Origin of the sequence: Pseudoalteromonas sp. S327, assembly GCF_005886415.1 — a bacterium.
Classification (GTDB): domain Bacteria; phylum Pseudomonadota; class Gammaproteobacteria; order Enterobacterales; family Alteromonadaceae; genus Pseudoalteromonas; species Pseudoalteromonas atlantica.
Genome location: NZ_PNDP01000050.1, coordinates 41,973 through 59,597, shown reverse-complemented (window position 1 = coordinate 59,597; position 17,625 = coordinate 41,973). Strand labels below are relative to the sequence as shown.

General features: G+C 41.1%; 18 protein-coding genes. 9 read left to right on the top strand and 9 right to left on the bottom strand.

All coding sequences use genetic code 11. From position 1 onward, the window contains the following. Positions 1 to 291: 291 nt before the first annotated feature. The 5 genes from CWB60_RS15465 to yegD all read left to right on the top strand — a co-directional run bounded on the left by CWB60_RS15465 (position 292) and on the right by yegD (position 5,975). Complete coding sequence (locus tag CWB60_RS15465; protein ID WP_024034236.1) at positions 292 to 2,556, top strand: TonB-dependent receptor; 2,265 nt, start codon at positions 292 to 294, stop codon at positions 2,554 to 2,556. Between the two features lie 106 nt (positions 2,557 to 2,662). Next, entirely contained in the window at positions 2,663 to 2,962 is a 300-nt protein-coding gene (locus CWB60_RS15460; protein ID WP_004587389.1) for a hypothetical protein, read from the top strand. A 54-nt stretch (positions 2,963 to 3,016) separates the two neighbouring features. Continuing rightward, positions 3,017 to 3,673, top strand: a complete 657-nt coding sequence (locus CWB60_RS15455) for an HAD family hydrolase (protein ID WP_024034235.1) — start codon at positions 3,017 to 3,019, stop codon at positions 3,671 to 3,673. 33 nt (positions 3,674 to 3,706) lie between these two features. Next, on the top strand, positions 3,707 to 4,549 hold the full coding sequence (locus tag CWB60_RS15450) for a DNA ligase (protein ID WP_138577524.1): 843 nt from the start codon (positions 3,707 to 3,709) through the stop codon (positions 4,547 to 4,549). Positions 4,550 to 4,610: 61 nt separating this feature from the next. Further along, on the top strand, positions 4,611 to 5,975 hold the full coding sequence (gene yegD / locus CWB60_RS15445) for a molecular chaperone (RefSeq protein ID WP_138577522.1): 1,365 nt from the start codon (positions 4,611 to 4,613) through the stop codon (positions 5,973 to 5,975). Between the two features lie 10 nt (positions 5,976 to 5,985). On the opposite strand, the gene CWB60_RS15440 is transcribed toward yegD, so the two are convergent. Genes CWB60_RS15440 through CWB60_RS15430 form a run of 3 tightly spaced genes read right to left on the bottom strand, consistent with a single transcriptional unit; the run spans position 5,986 to position 8,342 of the window. Next, positions 5,986 to 6,450, bottom strand: coding sequence for a methylglyoxal synthase (locus CWB60_RS15440; RefSeq protein WP_138577520.1), 465 nt, complete (start codon positions 6,448 to 6,450; stop codon positions 5,986 to 5,988). Between the two features lie 60 nt (positions 6,451 to 6,510). Further along, positions 6,511 to 7,152 (bottom strand): LysE family translocator, encoded by a 642-nt coding sequence (locus CWB60_RS15435; protein WP_138577518.1) that lies wholly within the window; start codon positions 7,150 to 7,152, stop codon positions 6,511 to 6,513. Further along, on the bottom strand, positions 7,149 to 8,342 hold the full coding sequence (locus CWB60_RS15430) for a multidrug effflux MFS transporter (RefSeq protein ID WP_055252998.1): 1,194 nt from the start codon (positions 8,340 to 8,342) through the stop codon (positions 7,149 to 7,151). The genes CWB60_RS15435 and CWB60_RS15430 overlap by 4 nt, the downstream gene beginning before the upstream one ends. A gap of 183 nt (positions 8,343 to 8,525) precedes the next feature. Here CWB60_RS15430 and CWB60_RS15425 point away from each other — a divergent pair, with 183 nt between their 5' ends. Next, complete coding sequence (locus CWB60_RS15425) at positions 8,526 to 8,999, top strand: hotdog fold domain-containing protein (RefSeq protein WP_138577516.1); 474 nt, start codon at positions 8,526 to 8,528, stop codon at positions 8,997 to 8,999. Between the two features lie 7 nt (positions 9,000 to 9,006). On the opposite strand, the gene CWB60_RS15420 is transcribed toward CWB60_RS15425, so the two are convergent. The 3 genes from CWB60_RS15420 to CWB60_RS15410 all read right to left on the bottom strand — a co-directional run bounded on the left by CWB60_RS15420 (position 9,007) and on the right by CWB60_RS15410 (position 11,104). Beyond that, positions 9,007 to 9,498 (bottom strand): bactofilin family protein, encoded by a 492-nt coding sequence (locus tag CWB60_RS15420; protein ID WP_004587381.1) that lies wholly within the window; start codon positions 9,496 to 9,498, stop codon positions 9,007 to 9,009. Next, complete coding sequence (locus CWB60_RS15415; protein ID WP_121637157.1) at positions 9,488 to 10,651, bottom strand: M23 family metallopeptidase; 1,164 nt, start codon at positions 10,649 to 10,651, stop codon at positions 9,488 to 9,490. Before CWB60_RS15415 ends, CWB60_RS15420 begins: the two co-directional genes overlap by 11 nt. Before the next feature lie 138 nt (positions 10,652 to 10,789). Further along, a complete protein-coding gene (locus tag CWB60_RS15410) occupies positions 10,790 to 11,104 on the bottom strand; it encodes a YebG family protein (protein ID WP_138577514.1) in 315 nt (104 codons plus the stop codon). 345 nt (positions 11,105 to 11,449) lie between these two features. Here CWB60_RS15410 and CWB60_RS15405 point away from each other — a divergent pair, with 345 nt between their 5' ends. After that, complete coding sequence (locus CWB60_RS15405) at positions 11,450 to 11,746, top strand: ComEA family DNA-binding protein (protein WP_004587378.1); 297 nt, start codon at positions 11,450 to 11,452, stop codon at positions 11,744 to 11,746. Positions 11,747 to 11,757: 11 nt separating this feature from the next. Here the strand turns inward: CWB60_RS15405 and CWB60_RS15400 are convergent, their stop codons facing one another. Then, on the bottom strand, positions 11,758 to 12,060 hold the full coding sequence (locus CWB60_RS15400; protein WP_004587377.1) for a DUF6170 family protein: 303 nt from the start codon (positions 12,058 to 12,060) through the stop codon (positions 11,758 to 11,760). Position 12,061: 1 nt separating this feature from the next. Further along, on the bottom strand, positions 12,062 to 12,580 hold the full coding sequence (dsbB, locus tag CWB60_RS15395) for a disulfide bond formation protein DsbB (protein ID WP_004587376.1): 519 nt from the start codon (positions 12,578 to 12,580) through the stop codon (positions 12,062 to 12,064). Between the two features lie 522 nt (positions 12,581 to 13,102). Between dsbB and fadR the strand changes: the two genes are divergently transcribed. Together fadR and CWB60_RS15385 are read left to right on the top strand one after the other, a co-directional pair. Continuing rightward, the gene (gene fadR, locus CWB60_RS15390; RefSeq protein ID WP_004587375.1) at positions 13,103 to 13,816 is read left to right on the top strand and encodes a fatty acid metabolism transcriptional regulator FadR; all 714 of its coding nucleotides are present in this window, start codon (positions 13,103 to 13,105) and stop codon (positions 13,814 to 13,816) included. A 235-nt stretch (positions 13,817 to 14,051) separates the two neighbouring features. Beyond that, on the top strand, positions 14,052 to 14,657 hold the full coding sequence (locus CWB60_RS15385; RefSeq protein ID WP_004587374.1) for a peroxiredoxin: 606 nt from the start codon (positions 14,052 to 14,054) through the stop codon (positions 14,655 to 14,657). An 88-nt stretch (positions 14,658 to 14,745) separates the two neighbouring features. On the opposite strand, the gene CWB60_RS15380 is transcribed toward CWB60_RS15385, so the two are convergent. Continuing rightward, complete coding sequence (locus CWB60_RS15380) at positions 14,746 to 17,337, bottom strand: TonB-dependent receptor (protein ID WP_024031815.1); 2,592 nt, start codon at positions 17,335 to 17,337, stop codon at positions 14,746 to 14,748. Positions 17,338 to 17,625 lie beyond the last annotated feature (288 nt).

Below are 17,625 nucleotides of genomic sequence, written 5' to 3'. Positions count from 1 at the left end.
ATGTCCGCATTGTTAGTCTTTTGCATCTAAAAGCGGGTAAAAAAGCTATAAAATGAGGTTAAATGTTGCAAAAAAGTTTACTTTTTTGTACATATTTATGCAGTAAATTTGTAATACGATGGTATAATCTTCATCGTTCGTTCAGCCTCATCACTCCGTTTTTGTACTCTCGGTGATGAGGTCCGCGCGCCATAAAGCTAGACGCGAAAAATTGTACGAGCCCGCAATGAATACATTGCGCAACACAAAAAACCGTTGAACAAGAGTGCATACAAAAGGTTTATACCCGACATGAAAGCAATCAAAAAAACTGCAATAGCGACCATAATTAATGCTGCTTTATTATCTGCAGCTGGTACCTCTGTTTCTACTCTTGCTGCTGAAGAAGAAACTGCAAAAAAAAATAACCAATTAGAAGTTATTCAAGTTACTGCTCGTAAACGTGTAGAAAATGCACAAGAAGTGCCTGTTGCTGTATCTGCATTACAAGGTGATAACCTTGATGCTTATAGTTCTGCTGGTATGGATATTCGCTTTATGAGTGCGAAAATCCCAAGTCTTTCAATCGAATCATCGTTTGGACGTTCTTTCCCTCGTTTTTATGTTCGTGGTTTGGGTAATACCGATTTCGATCTTAATGCTTCACAACCTGTTTCATTAGTTGTTGATGAAGTGGTTCAAGAAAATGCCATTTTAAAAGGCTTTCCAGTATTTGATGTTGAGCGTGTAGAAGTACTACGTGGTCCACAAGGTACTTTGTTTGGCCGTAATACGCCGGCTGGCCTAGTTAAATTTGATACTGTTAAACCAAGCCAAGAATTTGAAGGTTACGGTGCTGTTTCTTACGGTAGCCGTGGCGCTGTAGATACAGAAGGCGCTGTAGGTGGTGCATTAACTGACCGTTTATCTGCACGTGTTTCTTTGCTATGGCAAGATAAAGATGATTACATCGACAACCAAGCGCCTGGCTTTGAAGCGAAAGACGAGCAGGGCGGCTACACAGAAAAAGCAGCGCGTATTCAGTTTTTATACGAAGGCGATGACTTTACTGCTCTTCTAAACTACCACACGCGTGACTTAGACGGCTCACCAATTGCGTTTCGTGCAAACGTTATTGAATCAGGCTCAAACGATTTAGTAGACAACTACGAGCATGATGTTGTTTATCAAGATGCCGCTGTACGCAATACCCAGCAAGTTGAATCTGAAGGCGCAAGCTTAAAGCTTGAGTGGGATATTAGCGATGAATACACGCTAACCTCTATTTCAGGTTGGGAAAGTGCAGAAATATACTCACGTGCAGATATTGACGGCGGTTACGGTGCTTCTTATATCCCTGATTACATGGGTCCAGGTTTTATTCCGTTTTCTTCAGAAAGTGCGGATGGTATTCCAGAGCAAGATCAGTTAACGCAAGAGCTTCGCCTTGCTAGTAACTTCAGCGGTGACTTAAACTACCAAGTTGGTCTTTTTTACTTTGATGAAGAGCTTACAATCGAAAACTTTAGTTACGATACGTTTTCTTCACCTGCTGGCGCTTTAAACGGTTATGTTCAGCAACAACAAGACACAACAGCATGGGCTATTTTCGGCTCTGTAGATTACATCTTCTCAGATAAGTTAAAAGTAACAGCGGGTCTTCGTTACTCTGATGACGAAAAAGATTTTGTTGCAGACCGTACAATTAGCCCAATTGGCGGTGGTGCTTTATACGTAGAGCGTAGTGTAAGTGACAGCCATGTAAGCTGGGATTTATCTGCAAACTACAAAGTTAATGACGATGTAAACTGGTACAGCCGTGTAGCAAACACGTTCCGCGCACCTAGCTTACAAGGTCGTATTTTATTTGGTGATGACGTAACAACGGCTGAGTCAGAAACCGTTACTTCATTCGAAACCGGTATTAAATCAGACGTTCTTGATGGCCAAGGCCGTGTAAATGCAACGGTATTTTACTACACAATGGACGACCAACAGCTTACTGCTGTAGGTGGTGGTGCTAACTTTAACCGCCTAGTTAACGCTGATAAAACAACAGGCTACGGTTTTGAGCTAGATACAGAATGGGTATTAAGCGATGAGTTTAATGCAACATTTAACTTAAGCTACAACAAGACTGAAATTAAAGATGATGAGTTAGCTGTAGCGGTATGTGCTCAATGTATCGTGAATGACCCTATTAACGATGCAGGTTTAGCCGTACTAGATGGCAACAGCTTACCGCATGCGCCAGAGTGGATCTCTAACTTTACCCTTCGTTATACGAAAGAACTTGAAGATGGTAATTTCTTCGCATTAGGTGATATTTCTTACCGTAGCGAAATTAACATGTTCCTATACGATTCAGTAGAATTTGAAGGTAAAGCATTAACAGAAGTAGGTTTACGTGCAGGCTACGAGTGGGCTGAAGGTGACTACGAGTACCAAGTATCTGCATTTGTTCGTAACTTATTTGATGAGCAACAAGCAATTGGTGCGGTAGACTTCAATAACAATACGGGTATTGTTAATGAAGAGCGCTACATTGGTGCAGAATTTAAAGTTAACTTCTTCTAAAGATAACCTTAAATTTTATTAATTTTTAAAAGCCTGCCTTGTGCAGGCTTTTATGTTTTTATAAAGCTGGTAAAGTAGCGTTAATTAACTTTGATGAGATAGAAAAATGGCTGGATTTTGGAACTACCGTGTAATTTTTTGTGAAGCAACGAAAGATGAAGCAGCGCAATATCAAATACACGAAGTAGAATATAACTTAAATGGCAAAGTAACTAATTGGTCAGAAACAGGCGCAGCACCTTTTGGTACAACGCTAGATGAGTTAGCAGCTGATGCCGATCGTTTAAAAACGGCGCTAGAAAAACCAGTACTTAAGGTTGTGCGCAAAGCCCGAGGCTACGAATTGGTTGATGTTGAAACCGGTGAAGAAGCATTTGCTGAGCCACCTGCTGGCTTAACAGCATAATTATTATAAAGGCGCCTAGGCGCCTTTTTTAACGTCAAAATTTAAGGAATGAGGATGAGCTTAAACGCAGTATTGTTTGATATGGATGGCACGCTAGTTGACTCTGAAAGCATGCACTTTGAGTGCTGGAGCCAGCTGCTTGCACCCTACAATGTAAGTTATAACGAAGTGGAGTTTTGTCAGCGCTTTTCAGGGCGGCCAACGCTAGAAGCAGCAATTGATATTAAAAATGAGCATAATTTAGCCGTCAGTGCACAGTTTTTAGCAGATGAAAAATATCGATTATTTGGTGAATACGTAAAAACTAATTTACCGCCTGTTATGCCTTTTACTGAGCAAACCTTACACGCTGTTAAAAACAGTGGGCTAAAAATGGCGTTAGTAACCGGTAGTGCTCGCAGCGAAGCCATGCCTATTTTAAAAGGGCTAGGTTTTTATGAGTTATTTGATACTGTAGTGACAAAAGACGATGTAACAAATCCAAAGCCAGCAGGCGATCCTTACCTTTTAGCGCTTGAGCACATACATGTAGCCCCAGAGCATGCAATTGCTGTAGAAGACACCTTTACGGGCGTTTGTGCTGCAACTAATGCACAGGTTAGAGTCGTTGCGATTGCAAATCATCACACAGTTGACCATGACTTTAGTAAGGCGACGTACAAAATGGCTGACCTAGGTGAGTTTTGGCAGTGGGTCGAATCTCAACTATAGTTAAAGCCTTATTTTATTTGCAGGGATGCAGTAATGGCTCAGCTAAAGTACTTACTTTTCATTGTCAGCTTAATTGGCTCACAGTTTGCCTTTGCGGCGCAGCCTCAGGTGTTATTGGCAAAAGTATATGATGAATCTAAACATGGCAATATTAGTGAATACCTCGTCAGTGAAAAATTTGATGGTGTAAGAGCAATATGGACGGGCGATAAATTTATTACCCGTAAAGGAAATGCGATTAACGCCCCGAGTTGGTTTACGGCGCCATTACCAAATGTTTGGTTAGATGGGGAGTTGTGGATAGCGCGCACTCAATTTTCTTTGGTCAGTGGGATTGTAAGAACTAAACGCCCCAGTAATTCAGATTGGCACGCTATACGCTATCAAATATTTGATATGCCAGACTCAACCCTTCCTTTTAGTGCGCGTTATAAAAACTACCAAGCCTTGGTAAAACAAATCAATAAGCAGCATATAACTGCAGTTAAGCAACACCGCTTTACTAGCACAGCCCAATTAACAGCGTACTTTAAAGATTTAACTAAGCAAGGGGCTGAAGGGGTGATGCTGCATTTAGCCAATGCTAAACATAAAAGCGGGCGCAGTAATACATTATTAAAGTTAAAGCCCTACCTTGATGCTGAAGCGGTTGTTATTGCACATTTACCGGGTAAAGGAAAATACACCGGTATGTTAGGTGCATTAAAAGTAAAAACACCTCATGGGAAAATATTTAAAATAGGCACGGGCTTTAGTAACAAACAGCGCCAAACACCTCCGGCTATAGGTAGCACGGTAACGTATCGGTACCACGGGTTAACACAGCATGGCTTACCACGTTTTGCGAGCTTTTTAAGGGTGAGGGAGGGTCATTAGCGTTTATAATTTTGGCAAAGTATGCTAAATTGCGCGGCCTTTTTCTAATGTATGGTGAAGTATGTTTGTAGGTTTTGATTACGGTAGTTCTAATTGTGCCATGGGTGTTATGGAGCAAGAGGAAGTACAGTTAGTGCCACTTGAGCAAGGAAAACATTATTTACCTTCTACTCTTTATACACACCATAGCGCATTAGTTGTCGACTTTGTGGCAAAGCATGTAAATGGCACTGCCCACGAGCATGACTTTTTAACGCAGCGCCAAGCTTTATTAAATACACTCCCGCGTATTAAGTCAGATCTTGATTTAGAACCTACAGATGAAACGCTTTTTATTGGCCGTGAAGCCATTAGTGAATATGTGGAGTTTCCTGAAGAAGGCTACTTTGTAAAATCACCTAAATCGTTTTTTGGTGCCACAGGCTTAAAGCAAGGGCAAATTAATTTTTTTGAAGATATTGCTACCGCAATGATTTTAAAAATAAAGCAACGCGCGGAGCTTTCACTTAAAACCCCACTTACGCAAACGGTTATTGGTCGTCCAGTTAACTTTCAGGCTGTTGGCGGTGAGCAGTCAAATCAGCAAGCCGTAGGTATTTTAGAGCGCGCAGCTAAGCGTGCGGGCTTTAAAGATGTGGAGTTTTTATACGAACCGCTTGCAGCAGGGATTGATTACGAAAGTAGTTTAGTGGAAGACCAAAAAGTGCTGGTTATTGATATTGGCGGTGGTACCAGCGATTGCTCGTTTGTACAAATGGGGCCAAGCTTTAGAGGTAACAGTGAGCGCGATAATGACTTTTTAGCCCACAGCGGTAAGCGAATTGGCGGGAATGACTTAGATATAGCGCTTAGTTTTCATGGTTTAATGCCATTGCTTGGTTTAGGCAGTACCTTTAAATCGGGCCTACCTTTACCAAACCAACCTTTTTGGCAAGCCTGTAAAATTAATGATGTAAATTTACAAAGTCAGTTTTATAGTGAAAGCCACTATCGAGAACTCACTGCCCAATTACGCGATGTCAGTGCACCTGCGCTTTTCAAACGCTTAATTCATTTACAGCAAAATAAACAGGGCCATCAGTTAGTACAGCAAGGTGAGGCGGCTAAAATAGCGCTTTCATCGGCAGATGCTTTTGATTGCGATCTTCGCTTTTTAGATAATGACCTTAGTAAAAACCTATCGGTTAGCGATTTAGCGGTTGCAGTAGAAAGTAGTATTAGCCAAATAGTAACGTTAGCAAAACAAGCAATTACCGATGCAGGAACCACCCCAGACGTTATTTATTTAACAGGGGGGAGTGCGCAGTCACCACTTATTAAAGCCGCGTTAAGTGAGCATTTAGGTGATATTAAAATGCTGAATGGCGATCACTTTGGTAGTGTAACGGCTGGCCTAACAAAATGGGCCAGCATGCTTTATAAGTAGCTTAAAAGGTTTAAAGACTGATTTGTCGGGTTGCGAGGTATTTTTCGTAATCTGGCAAAGTACGTTCAAGCTCAGTGTCCATTAAGGGCGAGCTTAATAACATGTCGGCGCTGACTTCATTACAGGCCACGGGAATATTCCAAACAGCAGCTAAACGCAGTAGTGCTTTAACATCAGGGTCGTGTGGTTGCGATGCCAACGGATCCCAAAAAAACACCAATACATGAATTTCGTGCTCGGCAATTTTAGCTCCTAGCTGTTGATCGCCCCCCATAGGACCACTTAATAGCTGAATAACCTCTAGCCCGGTGGTTTTTTCGATTAAATGGCCTGTGGTGCCAGTACCGTATAAGGTGTGTCTGCTTAAGGCTTCTTTGTGTTTTTCGCACCATAATTTCAGCGCGGCTTTTTTACCATCATGCGCAACTAAGGCAATATTTTTATTAGCGGGTAGCGATTGTTTTCTTTGTTCCATGCTGCATCTTATTTTGTTGAGTAACTAAGGCTTTGGTTAAGTAATACCAATTTAGTGTAATTAGTATAATAAATTAATGGCCAGTGCAATAAATACCATGCCGGTCACTCGGTCTATCCAAAGCTGGCTATGTGGGTATTTTTTGAAAAATTGCGCTATTTTGTCGCCAAAATAAATATATGTACAGTCAATTGGGAAAGCAAAAATGGGGTAGAGCAGCCCAAACAATGCTAATTGAAACGTTGCCGATGATAAGCTTGGGTCTACAAACTGCGGTATAAAAGCAATAAAAAATAACGCTACTTTAGGGTTTAATACCTCGGTCATCATGGCTTGAAACATGACATTTGGCTTTTTACTGGTGCTTACATGGGGCTTATCATCACTAGCGCAATCCACGGTATTTTGCTGCGAAAAAGTGCTTTTAATCATCACAAACCCTAAATAGCACAAATACGCCGCGCCTAAGTACTGTACTGCGCTATAAGCGGTGGGCGAGGCTTTTAACACTGCGCTTAATCCAATAACAGCAAAAAATGTGTGTATTACTCCACCTAAAGCAAAGCCAAATGCGCTTTGCATACCTGCCGCTCTGCCATTGGCAAATGTTTGCGCCATTAAAAATGCGTTTGATGGCCCAGGGGCCACCGCCATTAAAAAGCTCGCTAGTAAAAAGGATGCTAAAAAATCAGGGTTGATCATGTATTAACCGGATGCAATGTATGGGCTTTTTTACTCATTAAAATTAGCCAAAGTGGTGCCAGTAACAATAAATGAAAAGCAATTAGCCAAGGTGTGCTAAGGCCTAAATATTGCGTTAAAAACACAAGCACACTAGCGCCACTCATTTGCATAGCACCAATTAAGGCAGAGGCTGTACCGGCTTGTTTTGGAAAGCGCGATAACGCCATACCAGCCGCAGAGCCTAAGCTCAGGGCAAAACCAAGTGCTGCAATTAAAATAGGTAGCATAAGCGCAATGGCCGATTCTATATGGCTAAGCGCAATCATTAATATGCCAGAGGCCACCAATACTGTAACCCCAACGCGCAGGGCTTTTTGGCTATTACGTTTAATATAAATGGGGGTAATAAAGCTGGCTACAATACTTAATACGGCATTGAGCGTAAACCAAAAAGTAAAGTCGGCAACGGTGCCCCCTAAGTGTGTAATGATCCACCCAGGAGCCAAGGTGACATACACAAGAATCGCCGACATGGCGACCATACACAGTAAGCTATTAAATAAAAATATCGGTGTTTTTAATATTGGCACAAACCGGCGTAAGTCCAATATATGCCCTTGGTAGTGACTATCAGCAGGGCGGGTTTCTCTAAATAAGGTGAGCGTAATGACCAGGCCCGCTAATGCAAACAAGGTTAAAAACATAAAGTTCATGCGCCAGCCAAATTGCACGGTAAGCCAAGCACCTAAAATAGGCGCAAGCGCAGGAATAAAACACACAATTCCATTTAAATAGGTAATCATTTGCCCGCTGCGTTCGCTGCCGTATTTATCACGTACAATGGCAAAAGCAACCACAAACGTAGCACATGCACCTAACCCTTGCAGAGCGCGTGCAAACATTAATACAGCAAAAGAGGGCGCCATGTAGGCAAGCAAGGCAGAGCCTGCATACAAGCTAACACCTACAACCGCTACCGGCTTTCGGCCAAACTTATCAGCAAGCGGCCCTGCAATTAATTGCCCTAAACCCACAGTAAGCATAAAAATAGCCACTGTTTGCTGAACCTGTTGTTCGGTTACGTTAAATTGCGTGGCAATAGTTGGAAAAGCGGGAAGATAAATATCAATTGCCATAGGGCAAAATATTACGAGTAACGCTAAGATGAGTAATAAAATTAAGTTAGGTTTAGCGGGCTGTGTTTGCATTAGGTCTCCTTTTGCTGGCTATTTTAGGTGCCCGCATATAAAAAAGAAAGGGCTTATGAGTGAGCCACGCTTTATTGTGATAAATATTTCATGACATTAGGATTAACAGCACAGTGAATTGCGCTTTTTTTAACTGGTCTGATGTGTTAATTTGAATTTATAAACACAAAATGGGAAATAACAATGAGTAATAAATCAGCCCTTTTAAAAACCTGGCTTAAATTTAAACGCTTACCTTTTGGCAATTGGTTGTTTAGCAAAGCGGTATGCATAAAAGCCCCGTATTTTGGCTCAATGAAACCTTACGTACTCGATTTAAGAGAAGGGCACTGTAGCGCTGTCGTAAAAAACCGCCGTAGTGTGCATAACCATATTGGGACTATTCATGCTATTGCACAATGTAACTTAGCTGAGCTGTGTGCTGGTGTAATGGTAGATGCCACCGTGCCTTATAAAACGCATCGCTGGATCCCAAAAGGAATGACGGTACACTATTTAGCAAAGGTTGATACCGATGTAACTGCTATTGCAGAAATCGAGTTGCCTCGCCAATGGGTAGATAAAGAAGATTTAGTAGTGCCAGTTAAGCTTTACAATACCCGCAATGAACTGGTGTTCACTGCAGATATTACGATGTACATAACCGAGAAAAAGTAATGAGCGCTTAATTAGATTTGGCTTTATCAGCGGCTTGCTTATTAACAAACGACAAGTCGCTATCAGCATCATCAAGCAAAGTTTTTACTTCTTTAGCCGGCTTTAAATCTTCGCTAATAAGTTCCGGTTCTTCTTTTTCAAAGCGCTGTTTTAAGCTGCCTTCAATAATGGCTCCCGCATCAATACTTAGTGTGTCGTGAAAAACATCGCCATGTACGTGAGCGCTGCTTTGAATATTCACTTCACTTGCGTTTAGTGAGCCAATAATTTTGCCTTTTACAATGACACTTTTAGCTTCAACCACACCTTCAACAATGCCGGTAGATCCAATTACCAAGTGCTCTGCCTTTATATCGCCATCAATTCGGCCATCTAGCTGCACTTCGCCCTGGCTTGTAAGTGTGCCAGTTAAGCGCACATCTTCAGAAATAATAGAGGGGGTATGATTTACTCTTTTTAACGTAGTTTGACTACTTGGTTGCTTTTTTTTACCGAACACGAGAAAGCGCCTTTGTTATTTTTAGAGGATTGACATGTTTGCCATCGAGTAACACTTCATAGTGTAAGTGGGTGCTGGTACTTCTGCCAGTACTGCCCATTAATCCAATTACCTCATTTTTAGCAATTGTTTGGCCTTTTTTCACTTTAATTTTATTTAAGTGGCCAAAACGGGTGACCAAGCCATTTTTGTGCTCTAGCTCGATAAAGTTACCATAGCCGCCATTTTTACCAGCGCGCAACACACGTGCATCAGCAGGGGCAAAAATTTCGGTTTTATGCCAGCCGGCTAAATCAACACCTTTGTGAAAAGCGCGGCGGTTGTTCATCGGATCTTTACGTAACCCAAAGTTGCTCGAAATATAGTATTTAGCCGCAGGCAAGGGCAGTGAGTTAGGCAGCTCTGTTAAAAAGTTTTCAAGGTTGTTAAGTAATAATAGCTTATCAACAATGGCTAAAAACTGCCCTGGTATTTTAGTTTCGTCAAATACATCTAACGGGCCACCTTGCGCACTGGTTTGTGCGCTCAGTGCTAAATGTTGTTCAAGGGCTGATTCTAAGCCTGCGCCTTTTAACATCGCTAAAATTGCATCATGGCGTTTATTAATTTGCGCATCAATAAGCGCAAAATTATGCTCGTAGTATTTATTTAAGCGCTCGTAACGTGCGGCAAAAGTGATTGGCGTTAGAAGGCTAGCGTGTTTGTTTTTCGGCTCTTCATCTACAAGTGGTTCATGAAACTCGCCTTTGTCTTGATTAACAGGCGACTCAAGTTGTTCTTCTAGTTTTATTGTCTCTTTACTAATAGATGCGGGAAGGGATTCAATCATACCTTGCAAAAGTGCTTGCTTTTGCTCTAGTACTGCAAGTTGTTCTAATTGCTTAGCGTGCAGTGCTTTTTGTTCTTGGACCTGCTTTTGCCACACTTGCTGTTTGTCAATTTGGCTTTGTTCTATGTCGGTAATTTTATTTGTTTGGCTATAAACACGAAAACTTGAAATACCGACCCAAGTAATAGTGCCTAAAATAAGCAGTACTGTAAAAAGCTGAAACCAAGGCGCCAAAACAACATGCTTAACTTCGCCATTTTGACGAATAAGCAACTGACGGGCTGGGAAAAATTTTTGGTAAAAAGACTTAATAAATACTGACATGGCACATAAACACTCGCTATTAACCGAATTAATGTATCAATTTCAGTCTAAAAAGCCAGAAAAAATTTGTAACTGTTCAAAAATTAATAAAAAAGGGCTGCTATTTAGTAGCAGCCCTTTATTTAAAATAGTCACAAATTAGCTAGCTTGTTGCTCGTCGTTATCTTTTATTGATGCTACGTTGTCGGCTTTTTTAGCTTTAGCTGTACCTTTTGTTGTGGGCTCTTTTGCGCCTTTTAACACCGCCATAAAGTTATCTTTACTCTTTGCAATTTCAAGCGCAAGCGATTCAACCTGTTGCTCGCTCAGTGGCACATCTACTTTTTCCAGCATTACTTCAAGCGATTCTGCTATATCGAGCATTTTGTCATAGGCATCCGCTTCTTTTTTAGTAGTAAACGTCATTCGCTCAACTCCGTTTCGTTCTACAACATATTTAACAACAACAGCCATGATCTCTCCTGCTTGATTGCGTGGTAATGTGGTTACTGACCCATAGGTCACTGTTTTTATATACAGTAAATGTTTGTGTGTAAAATTGCAAGCATTCGGTGCATTTTTAGCTTGTCATCAATTTGACAAAAAAGCGTAACTTTACTTTAGTTAAGCAATCACTTGTTGTACCAGCTGCATTTTAGGTTTTCGGATTTAGGTGATTATGCACTGGAAATAATATAAGTGATGCGCGTTGCACCTTATTTAGCATTATTTCCTCAAATAAAAATTAAGCACATGTTTAAAGCCAAATTAGCCGTTTAACTATAACGCTTTGGTATAAACAAAAATAAGGAATAACAAATGAAAAATCTATTAACGCTACTTATTATTAGCTTTTTAAGCTTTAGCGCGTTTACCCACGCTAACCCTGTTGAAGATAAGCCTATGGTTGAAATGCCGCAAGCGCCGGTTATTAATATTAATAGTGCCGATTCAGAAATGCTGGCCAAGTTGCCTGGTATTGGTAAGAAAAAAGCGCAGGCTATTGTTGATTACAGGGTTGAAAATGGCGAATTTGCCCAGCTGAGCGATTTAGCTAACGTAAAAGGAATAGGTAAAAAGCTTGTAGCTAAACTAGAAGGAAAAGTGTCTTTATAATAGTCAGGGCGCTAAGCGCCCTGTGAATACTGCTCAAGTGCTTTGGCTAAATATTTTTTAGCGAAGTTTATTTCAATCGGGGTGGTTAAAAGCGGGTAACACAGGCCACCTAAAATTAAAAAGGGAATGAGTTCCCACCCTTTAAAAACAGTAAATAATAAAAACAATGGGCTGAGCAATATCAGCTTTACTATTCTTAATAACACTCTATCGGTAGCAGGTAGCATACTTAGCGCAATAGCAACAACGGCTTGTCGCTGCCTCACTTTAAGGTGCTTTAGTTCAGGCAGCTGACTGGTAAAAAACGTAAACATATTAAATAGTCTTTTTAGTAAGTAAGCGAGTGGTAACAATTACAAAAAGCGTGATAGTAAATAACGCAAATAGTATTTCCATCCATGCTGGCATACTTAATCCCGCAAACTGCCAATCGATATTACCGCAATCCCCTGTGGCTTGAAAAAAGCTTGGGATCCATTCATGCAATGGCATAAATGAAGGAAAGTTTGGCTCAAACTCACAGCTAAACGCAAAGGGATCGGTGGTTGTTTGCATTTCAATGTGCTCACGCGCAATAAAGTAACCCCACACACTTGATACACCCCACACTAAATAAGCGATAGCGCGTACTAATTTACTTTGTGGTTTAGTTGCGCCAATAATGCCTGCCCCTAATAAGCCTAATACCGCAGTTCGCTGGTAAATACACATAATGCATGGAGCAAGGCCCATCTGGTATTGAAAAAACAGTGCGGTGACTTCTAATAAAAATACAATGCCTGTAAATAGTAGCCATGGAGTACGTTGAGTAGGGAGTTGTGCTAGCCAGTTCATAAAAAATCCGCATTGAAATAAGACGTTGAATTATGTACTAGGATAAAGTAACGAGCAACAAAAAGGGTAAAAAAGCTACCGAAGTCGCTTTTTTTAAGATGAAATTAATAAGCGGTTATGGCCAATCCTATTTAGGGAAAGGTTAAGCTTTTTTTGCTAAGTGAACATGTAATATAAGATTGGTTCGCTAAAAAGGCTTGTTTAAACGTCACAGTGAACAGGCTCTGCTGTATGCAATATTTTGAATGTACTTGTTGCCGCACACGGGAATTATTGTAGTAATGTAATGGTGAAGCAAAAACAGCAATGGTATTAATGTACCTACTATGAATAGGGTTAATTTATTTAGCGAATTAGGCCTAATTTAAGCATGTTGAATTTTATTATTTACTATTGCGAAATTTTCAGCGGTTGGTTGGCACTTATATCAACGAGTTTACTTGTTAGTTATATTTCATCTGGTACAATCTGTCAGTTATTCGTATAAAACGATGAGTTGTGATTAATTCGAGTGGGAATTGAATGAGAATTTTTAAAGCTAAAAGCCCAGCAGGATTTGCTGAAGAGTATATAGTTGAATCTATCTGGAACGGCGATTTCCCTCCAGGTTCAATTCTACCTGCAGAGCGTGAGCTTTCTGAGTTAATTGGTGTAACCAGAACAACCTTACGTGAAGTACTGCAACGTTTAGCACGCGATGGCTGGCTAACTATTCAGCACGGCAAGCCAACCAGAGTGAATAACTTTTGGGAAACATCGGGTTTAAACATACTCGAAACGCTGGCGCGCTTAGATGAAGACAAAATGCCAGAGCTGACCGATCAGTTATTATCTGCACGTACTAATATTAGTGCTATTTATACCCGTGCAGCGATAAAGCTTAACCCTGAGCGTGTTATTGAGATTTTATCAAAAAGCGATGAACTTGAAGACACTGCGCAAGCTTTTGCAGATTACGATTACAAAGTACACCACGAATTAGCTGTCGCTGGTAATAACCGCATATACGTACTTATACTTAACGGTTTTAGAGGGTTTTACTTTAAAATTGGTTGTCATTATTTCTCAGACGCAGGCACTCGCCAGTTAGCACGTCAATTTTATAAAGATCTAACAGTATTGGCTGAAAACCGTGAGCATGATGGCGCGATTTCAATGATGCGTAAGTTTGGCCATCAAACCGGTGAAATCTGGCAAAATATTAAAGGCGATATGCCTTCCGATATCATGGATTAACCCATTTTTAAAACCTGCAAAATGCAGGTTTTTTATAGGCGTAATAAAGTTTTAATATCTGTTCGGTATTTTCGATTGTGCACATCGCTAAATACGATTGTTCTTTTTTCCTTATTAAATTTAAAATGCCACGTAATTATGTGTTGGCGCTATTGTTTTTTTATTTTTAGCGCCCATATAAGTATCAGCATTGCGTATGCAATCGACAACAAACTCAAAATATTTGGAGAATAAAATGGGTGTATTAGTAGGCCGCCAGGCACCAGACTTTACCGCTGCAGCTGTACTAGGTAATGGTGAAATTGTAGATAGCTATAACCTTCATGAAACAATCAAAGGTAAAAAAGCAGTAATCTTCTTTTACCCACTAGATTTCACGTTTGTATGTCCTTCAGAACTTATCGCATTTGATAAGCGTTACGAAGAATTCCAAAAGCGTGGCGTAGAAGTAATTGGTGTTTCTATCGATTCACAATTCTCACACAACGCATGGCGTAACACTGCTGTAGCAGACGGCGGTATTGGTAAAGTTCAATACGCACTAGTTGCAGACGTTAAGCACGAAATTTGTAAAGCATACGACGTTGAGCACCCTGAAGCGGGCGTTGCATTTCGTGGCTCTTTCCTAATTGATGAAGAAGGTAACGTACGTCACCAAGTAGTGAACGACTTACCACTTGGTCGTAACATCGACGAAATGATCCGCATGGTTGACGCGCTAGCATTTCATAGCGAAAACGGCGAAGTATGTCCTGCTGGTTGGGAAGAAGGTAAAAAAGGTATGGACGCAAGCCCTGAAGGTGTTGCTAAGTTCCTATCTGAAAACGAAGGCGAGCTATAATTTAGCCCCTACGTTTTAATAAAAAAAACCGCCATATGGCGGTTTTTTTGTTTTTAGCATAGCCCATTTAATAATGGGCTATATTAAATTAAAACGAGAAGGTTACTTTAGTGTAGAAGTAACGTCCACGAGGGTTGTGTACACCCGATGCATAACCGTAAAGGTCGGCATCGCCATCACCAATGGCAAATGGTGGCTCTTCGTCAAATACGTTATTTACACCAAGCGATACTTTAGTTGCATCACTTACACGGTAAGATGTTTGTAAATCTACCAGTGCTTGCGAGTCAACCATACGCGATGTATTGCTATCAAAGTCTAAATTACCGTCAAAGTCTATATCTGGGGTATCTTCAAACTCGCCTACGTAGCTAATATTTACGTTGGTATTAAATTGGCCAATTTCCCAGTTAGTAGAGAAAATCCAGCGGTGCTCTGGGTAATTGTATTCACCCGTGTAGTCGCGGCCGTCTTTTTCAAACTTGTTTTGGTACGCCCATTCTAAGTTAAATTTAAGTAAGCCTAAATCATCCAGCGAATGGTTGTAATTTGCTGATAAATCAACACCTGACACTTCTTGCGAAGAGACGTTTTCAAAGGTGCTGTATATTTTTTGAATGGTGCCTAAGCTATTGCCACCACTAGGTGCTAAGCGTACACACACCGTGCTATCTTGGTTATTACACTCAGAGTTATAAATTGGGCCAAATTCTTGTTCATCAATTTTATTATCTTGGGTAATACTCCACACATCTACGCTTAAACCAAACTCAGCAGAAGGTGCCCAAATAAAACCAACGTTCCATGATTCTGACTCTTCGGCTTCTAAATCAGGGTTACCAGCAAATTCAATGTTGTAATCTAGCGCGTCACAATCAAGGCCAGTTGCTTCACAGCGATAAGTATCTACAAAAAACTGACTTTCTTGTGATGGACCTAAACCTACTTGTGCAAGCGATGGCGCTCTAAACCCTTGTGCCCACGAACCACGAATGGTTATTTCGTCGGTAGGTGCCCAGCGTAAAGCGACTTTAGGGTTTGTTGTATTACCAAAGTCGCTGTAATCATCGTAACGGCCAGCGAGTTGTAGCTCTAGGTTTTCAGCAAGTGGGATTGAAAATTCCACATAGGCTGCGTATTGGTCGCGCTCTGCTGCAGCAGACACAGACTCAGTACCAAAAATTAAACCGCGCTGAAATTGGTCATCCGGTGTATCGGTTACATCTTCTTCACGGTATTCAATACCCGCGGCCATCATAACCACGTCATCACCAAAGCTAAATGCTTCACCAGAGATGTTAGCGTCGAATGAGGTCATATGAGACTCACCGCGGCGTACTAAGCTTGTGGTAATTCTGTCAATAACTTCTGGGCTGTTATAGGTGCCACCAAATGGGTTGTAGTTACCGGCATCAATCTCTTGTTGTAAAAAGTCGGTGCGAACCCAACCTTGCGAGCGATCGCCTGTTTGAAGTGATTTACTACGGCCTTTTTGAACCGCAGCTTCCCAGCTCCATTCGTTAATTTCGCCTCTTAGGCCAGCTACAAAGCGAAGCGTGTCTGATTCAATATCCCATTGGCGAGCGCCCGCATCAACCGTACGGTAACGGCCAATTTGAATATCTTCACCAAACGGGTTGTTAGGGTGGCTAGCAGGTACTGTTAAACCTGCATCTTCATCAAGTGGAGTAGGGGCACCGGCTGCAACTGAGGTATTATGCTGCACTGCCATTTCTAAAAAGCCGGTAATACCATTATCAAAATTGTATTCAAATTGAGAAATAGCACCTACGCGCTCAGACTCAGGGGCGATGTAGCCAAATGGGCCGTAATCAAATAAACAACTGCCGCTTGATGTGGCGTTTTCTGCAGGGCAATCTGGGTCAATTGTTTTTACACCATCAACATAAAAGTAGCCTGGAAAGCCACGAGAAGAGCGAAAGTCTTCGCCGCCATAAGGCGATTGGTTAGCGGTGCCTAAGCTGCCCATTTCATCTGACGAAAGCGAGGTGTTTTTAAAGTAATCAATAATAATTGAGGCGCTGCTTTTTTCGCTAGTTGTACCCCATACTAAACTTGCTGTTGTTTCTTCGTAATTAGGGCCATCGGTACCACCGTAGCCTAAGTTTAGTTCAACGCCATCTATGTCTTTTTTCAAAATAACGTTGACTACGCCCGCTACTGCATCAGAGCCATAAATTGCTGATGCGCCATCTTTTAAAATATCAATGCGTTCAATTGCCGATACCGGAATACTATTAATATCGACAAATGAGTTTGTTATACCTTCGGCAAAGGCACTAATAGCCACACGGCGGCCGTTGATTAGTACCAATGTAGCATCAGCACCTAAACCACGTAGGCTGACCGCGGCAGATCCATTTGCAGTTGAATCTTGGTTGTTGCCGCGTGTTGAGAAAGTACCGCTGCCTGCCACAGGCATTCTTTCGAGGAGTTGTTGAAGGTTATCGTAACCCATGTTTTCGATATCTGCTCTGCCAATAGATTGTACTGGCGAAGGCCCTTCGATATCGGTGCGTTTTATGCGCGAACCTGTTACTTCAATGCGTTCTACTTTTTTTGCTTCTTCAGCAGCATAAGCTGTTGTTGTAAACCCTGCTGAAAGTGCGATTGTAGCACCTGCAATTATGCTAGGTGTAAATGCAATTGATTGCTTCATCCTTAAGTCCTTGTTGATATGTTATAAATTTAGTTGCTTAACAAGCGCTGACATTAATATCATGTAACTTAAGTGTTATCAATCTACACCCTTTGCGATTTTAGTATGAGTTTTTGTAGAGTATTGAGGGGAAAATATTCAATAATAGAAATAACAAAAAGGGATAGACAAGGCTAAATTACTCGCTTTGTACCATAAAATTTGCGCACTAAAATGGACAGGCATCTAAAGAAATTAAAAAAATAAATAAAGTGTAATAATTTATTTATATCATGCACAGGGATGAAT

Excerpts from the sequence above, each read along its gene's own strand:
- CWB60_RS15385 (WP_004587374.1), top strand. The coding sequence starts at position 14,052 with ATGGGTGTATTAGTAGGCCGCCAGGCACCAGACTTTACCGCTGCAGCT.
- CWB60_RS15465 (WP_024034236.1), top strand. The coding sequence starts at position 292 with ATGAAAGCAATCAAAAAAACTGCAATAGCGACCATAATTAATGCTGCT.
- CWB60_RS15410 (WP_138577514.1), bottom strand. The coding sequence starts at position 11,104 with ATGGCTGTTGTTGTTAAATATGTTGTAGAACGAAACGGAGTTGAGCGA.
- dsbB (WP_004587376.1), bottom strand. The coding sequence starts at position 12,580 with ATGAACTGGCTAGCACAACTCCCTACTCAACGTACTCCATGGCTACTA.
- yegD (WP_138577522.1), top strand. The coding sequence starts at position 4,611 with ATGTTTGTAGGTTTTGATTACGGTAGTTCTAATTGTGCCATGGGTGTT.
- CWB60_RS15435 (WP_138577518.1), bottom strand. The coding sequence starts at position 7,152 with ATGATCAACCCTGATTTTTTAGCATCCTTTTTACTAGCGAGCTTTTTA.
- CWB60_RS15415 (WP_121637157.1), bottom strand. The coding sequence starts at position 10,651 with ATGTCAGTATTTATTAAGTCTTTTTACCAAAAATTTTTCCCAGCCCGT.
- CWB60_RS15380 (WP_024031815.1), bottom strand. The coding sequence starts at position 17,337 with ATGAAGCAATCAATTGCATTTACACCTAGCATAATTGCAGGTGCTACA.
- CWB60_RS15450 (WP_138577524.1), top strand. The coding sequence starts at position 3,707 with ATGGCTCAGCTAAAGTACTTACTTTTCATTGTCAGCTTAATTGGCTCA.
- CWB60_RS15460 (WP_004587389.1), top strand. The coding sequence starts at position 2,663 with ATGGCTGGATTTTGGAACTACCGTGTAATTTTTTGTGAAGCAACGAAA.
- fadR (WP_004587375.1), top strand. The coding sequence starts at position 13,103 with ATGAGAATTTTTAAAGCTAAAAGCCCAGCAGGATTTGCTGAAGAGTAT.
- CWB60_RS15405 (WP_004587378.1), top strand. The coding sequence starts at position 11,450 with ATGAAAAATCTATTAACGCTACTTATTATTAGCTTTTTAAGCTTTAGC.
- CWB60_RS15400 (WP_004587377.1), bottom strand. The coding sequence starts at position 12,060 with ATGTTTACGTTTTTTACCAGTCAGCTGCCTGAACTAAAGCACCTTAAA.
- CWB60_RS15455 (WP_024034235.1), top strand. The coding sequence starts at position 3,017 with ATGAGCTTAAACGCAGTATTGTTTGATATGGATGGCACGCTAGTTGAC.
- CWB60_RS15430 (WP_055252998.1), bottom strand. The coding sequence starts at position 8,342 with ATGCAAACACAGCCCGCTAAACCTAACTTAATTTTATTACTCATCTTA.
- CWB60_RS15425 (WP_138577516.1), top strand. The coding sequence starts at position 8,526 with ATGAGTAATAAATCAGCCCTTTTAAAAACCTGGCTTAAATTTAAACGC.
- CWB60_RS15440 (WP_138577520.1), bottom strand. The coding sequence starts at position 6,450 with ATGGAACAAAGAAAACAATCGCTACCCGCTAATAAAAATATTGCCTTA.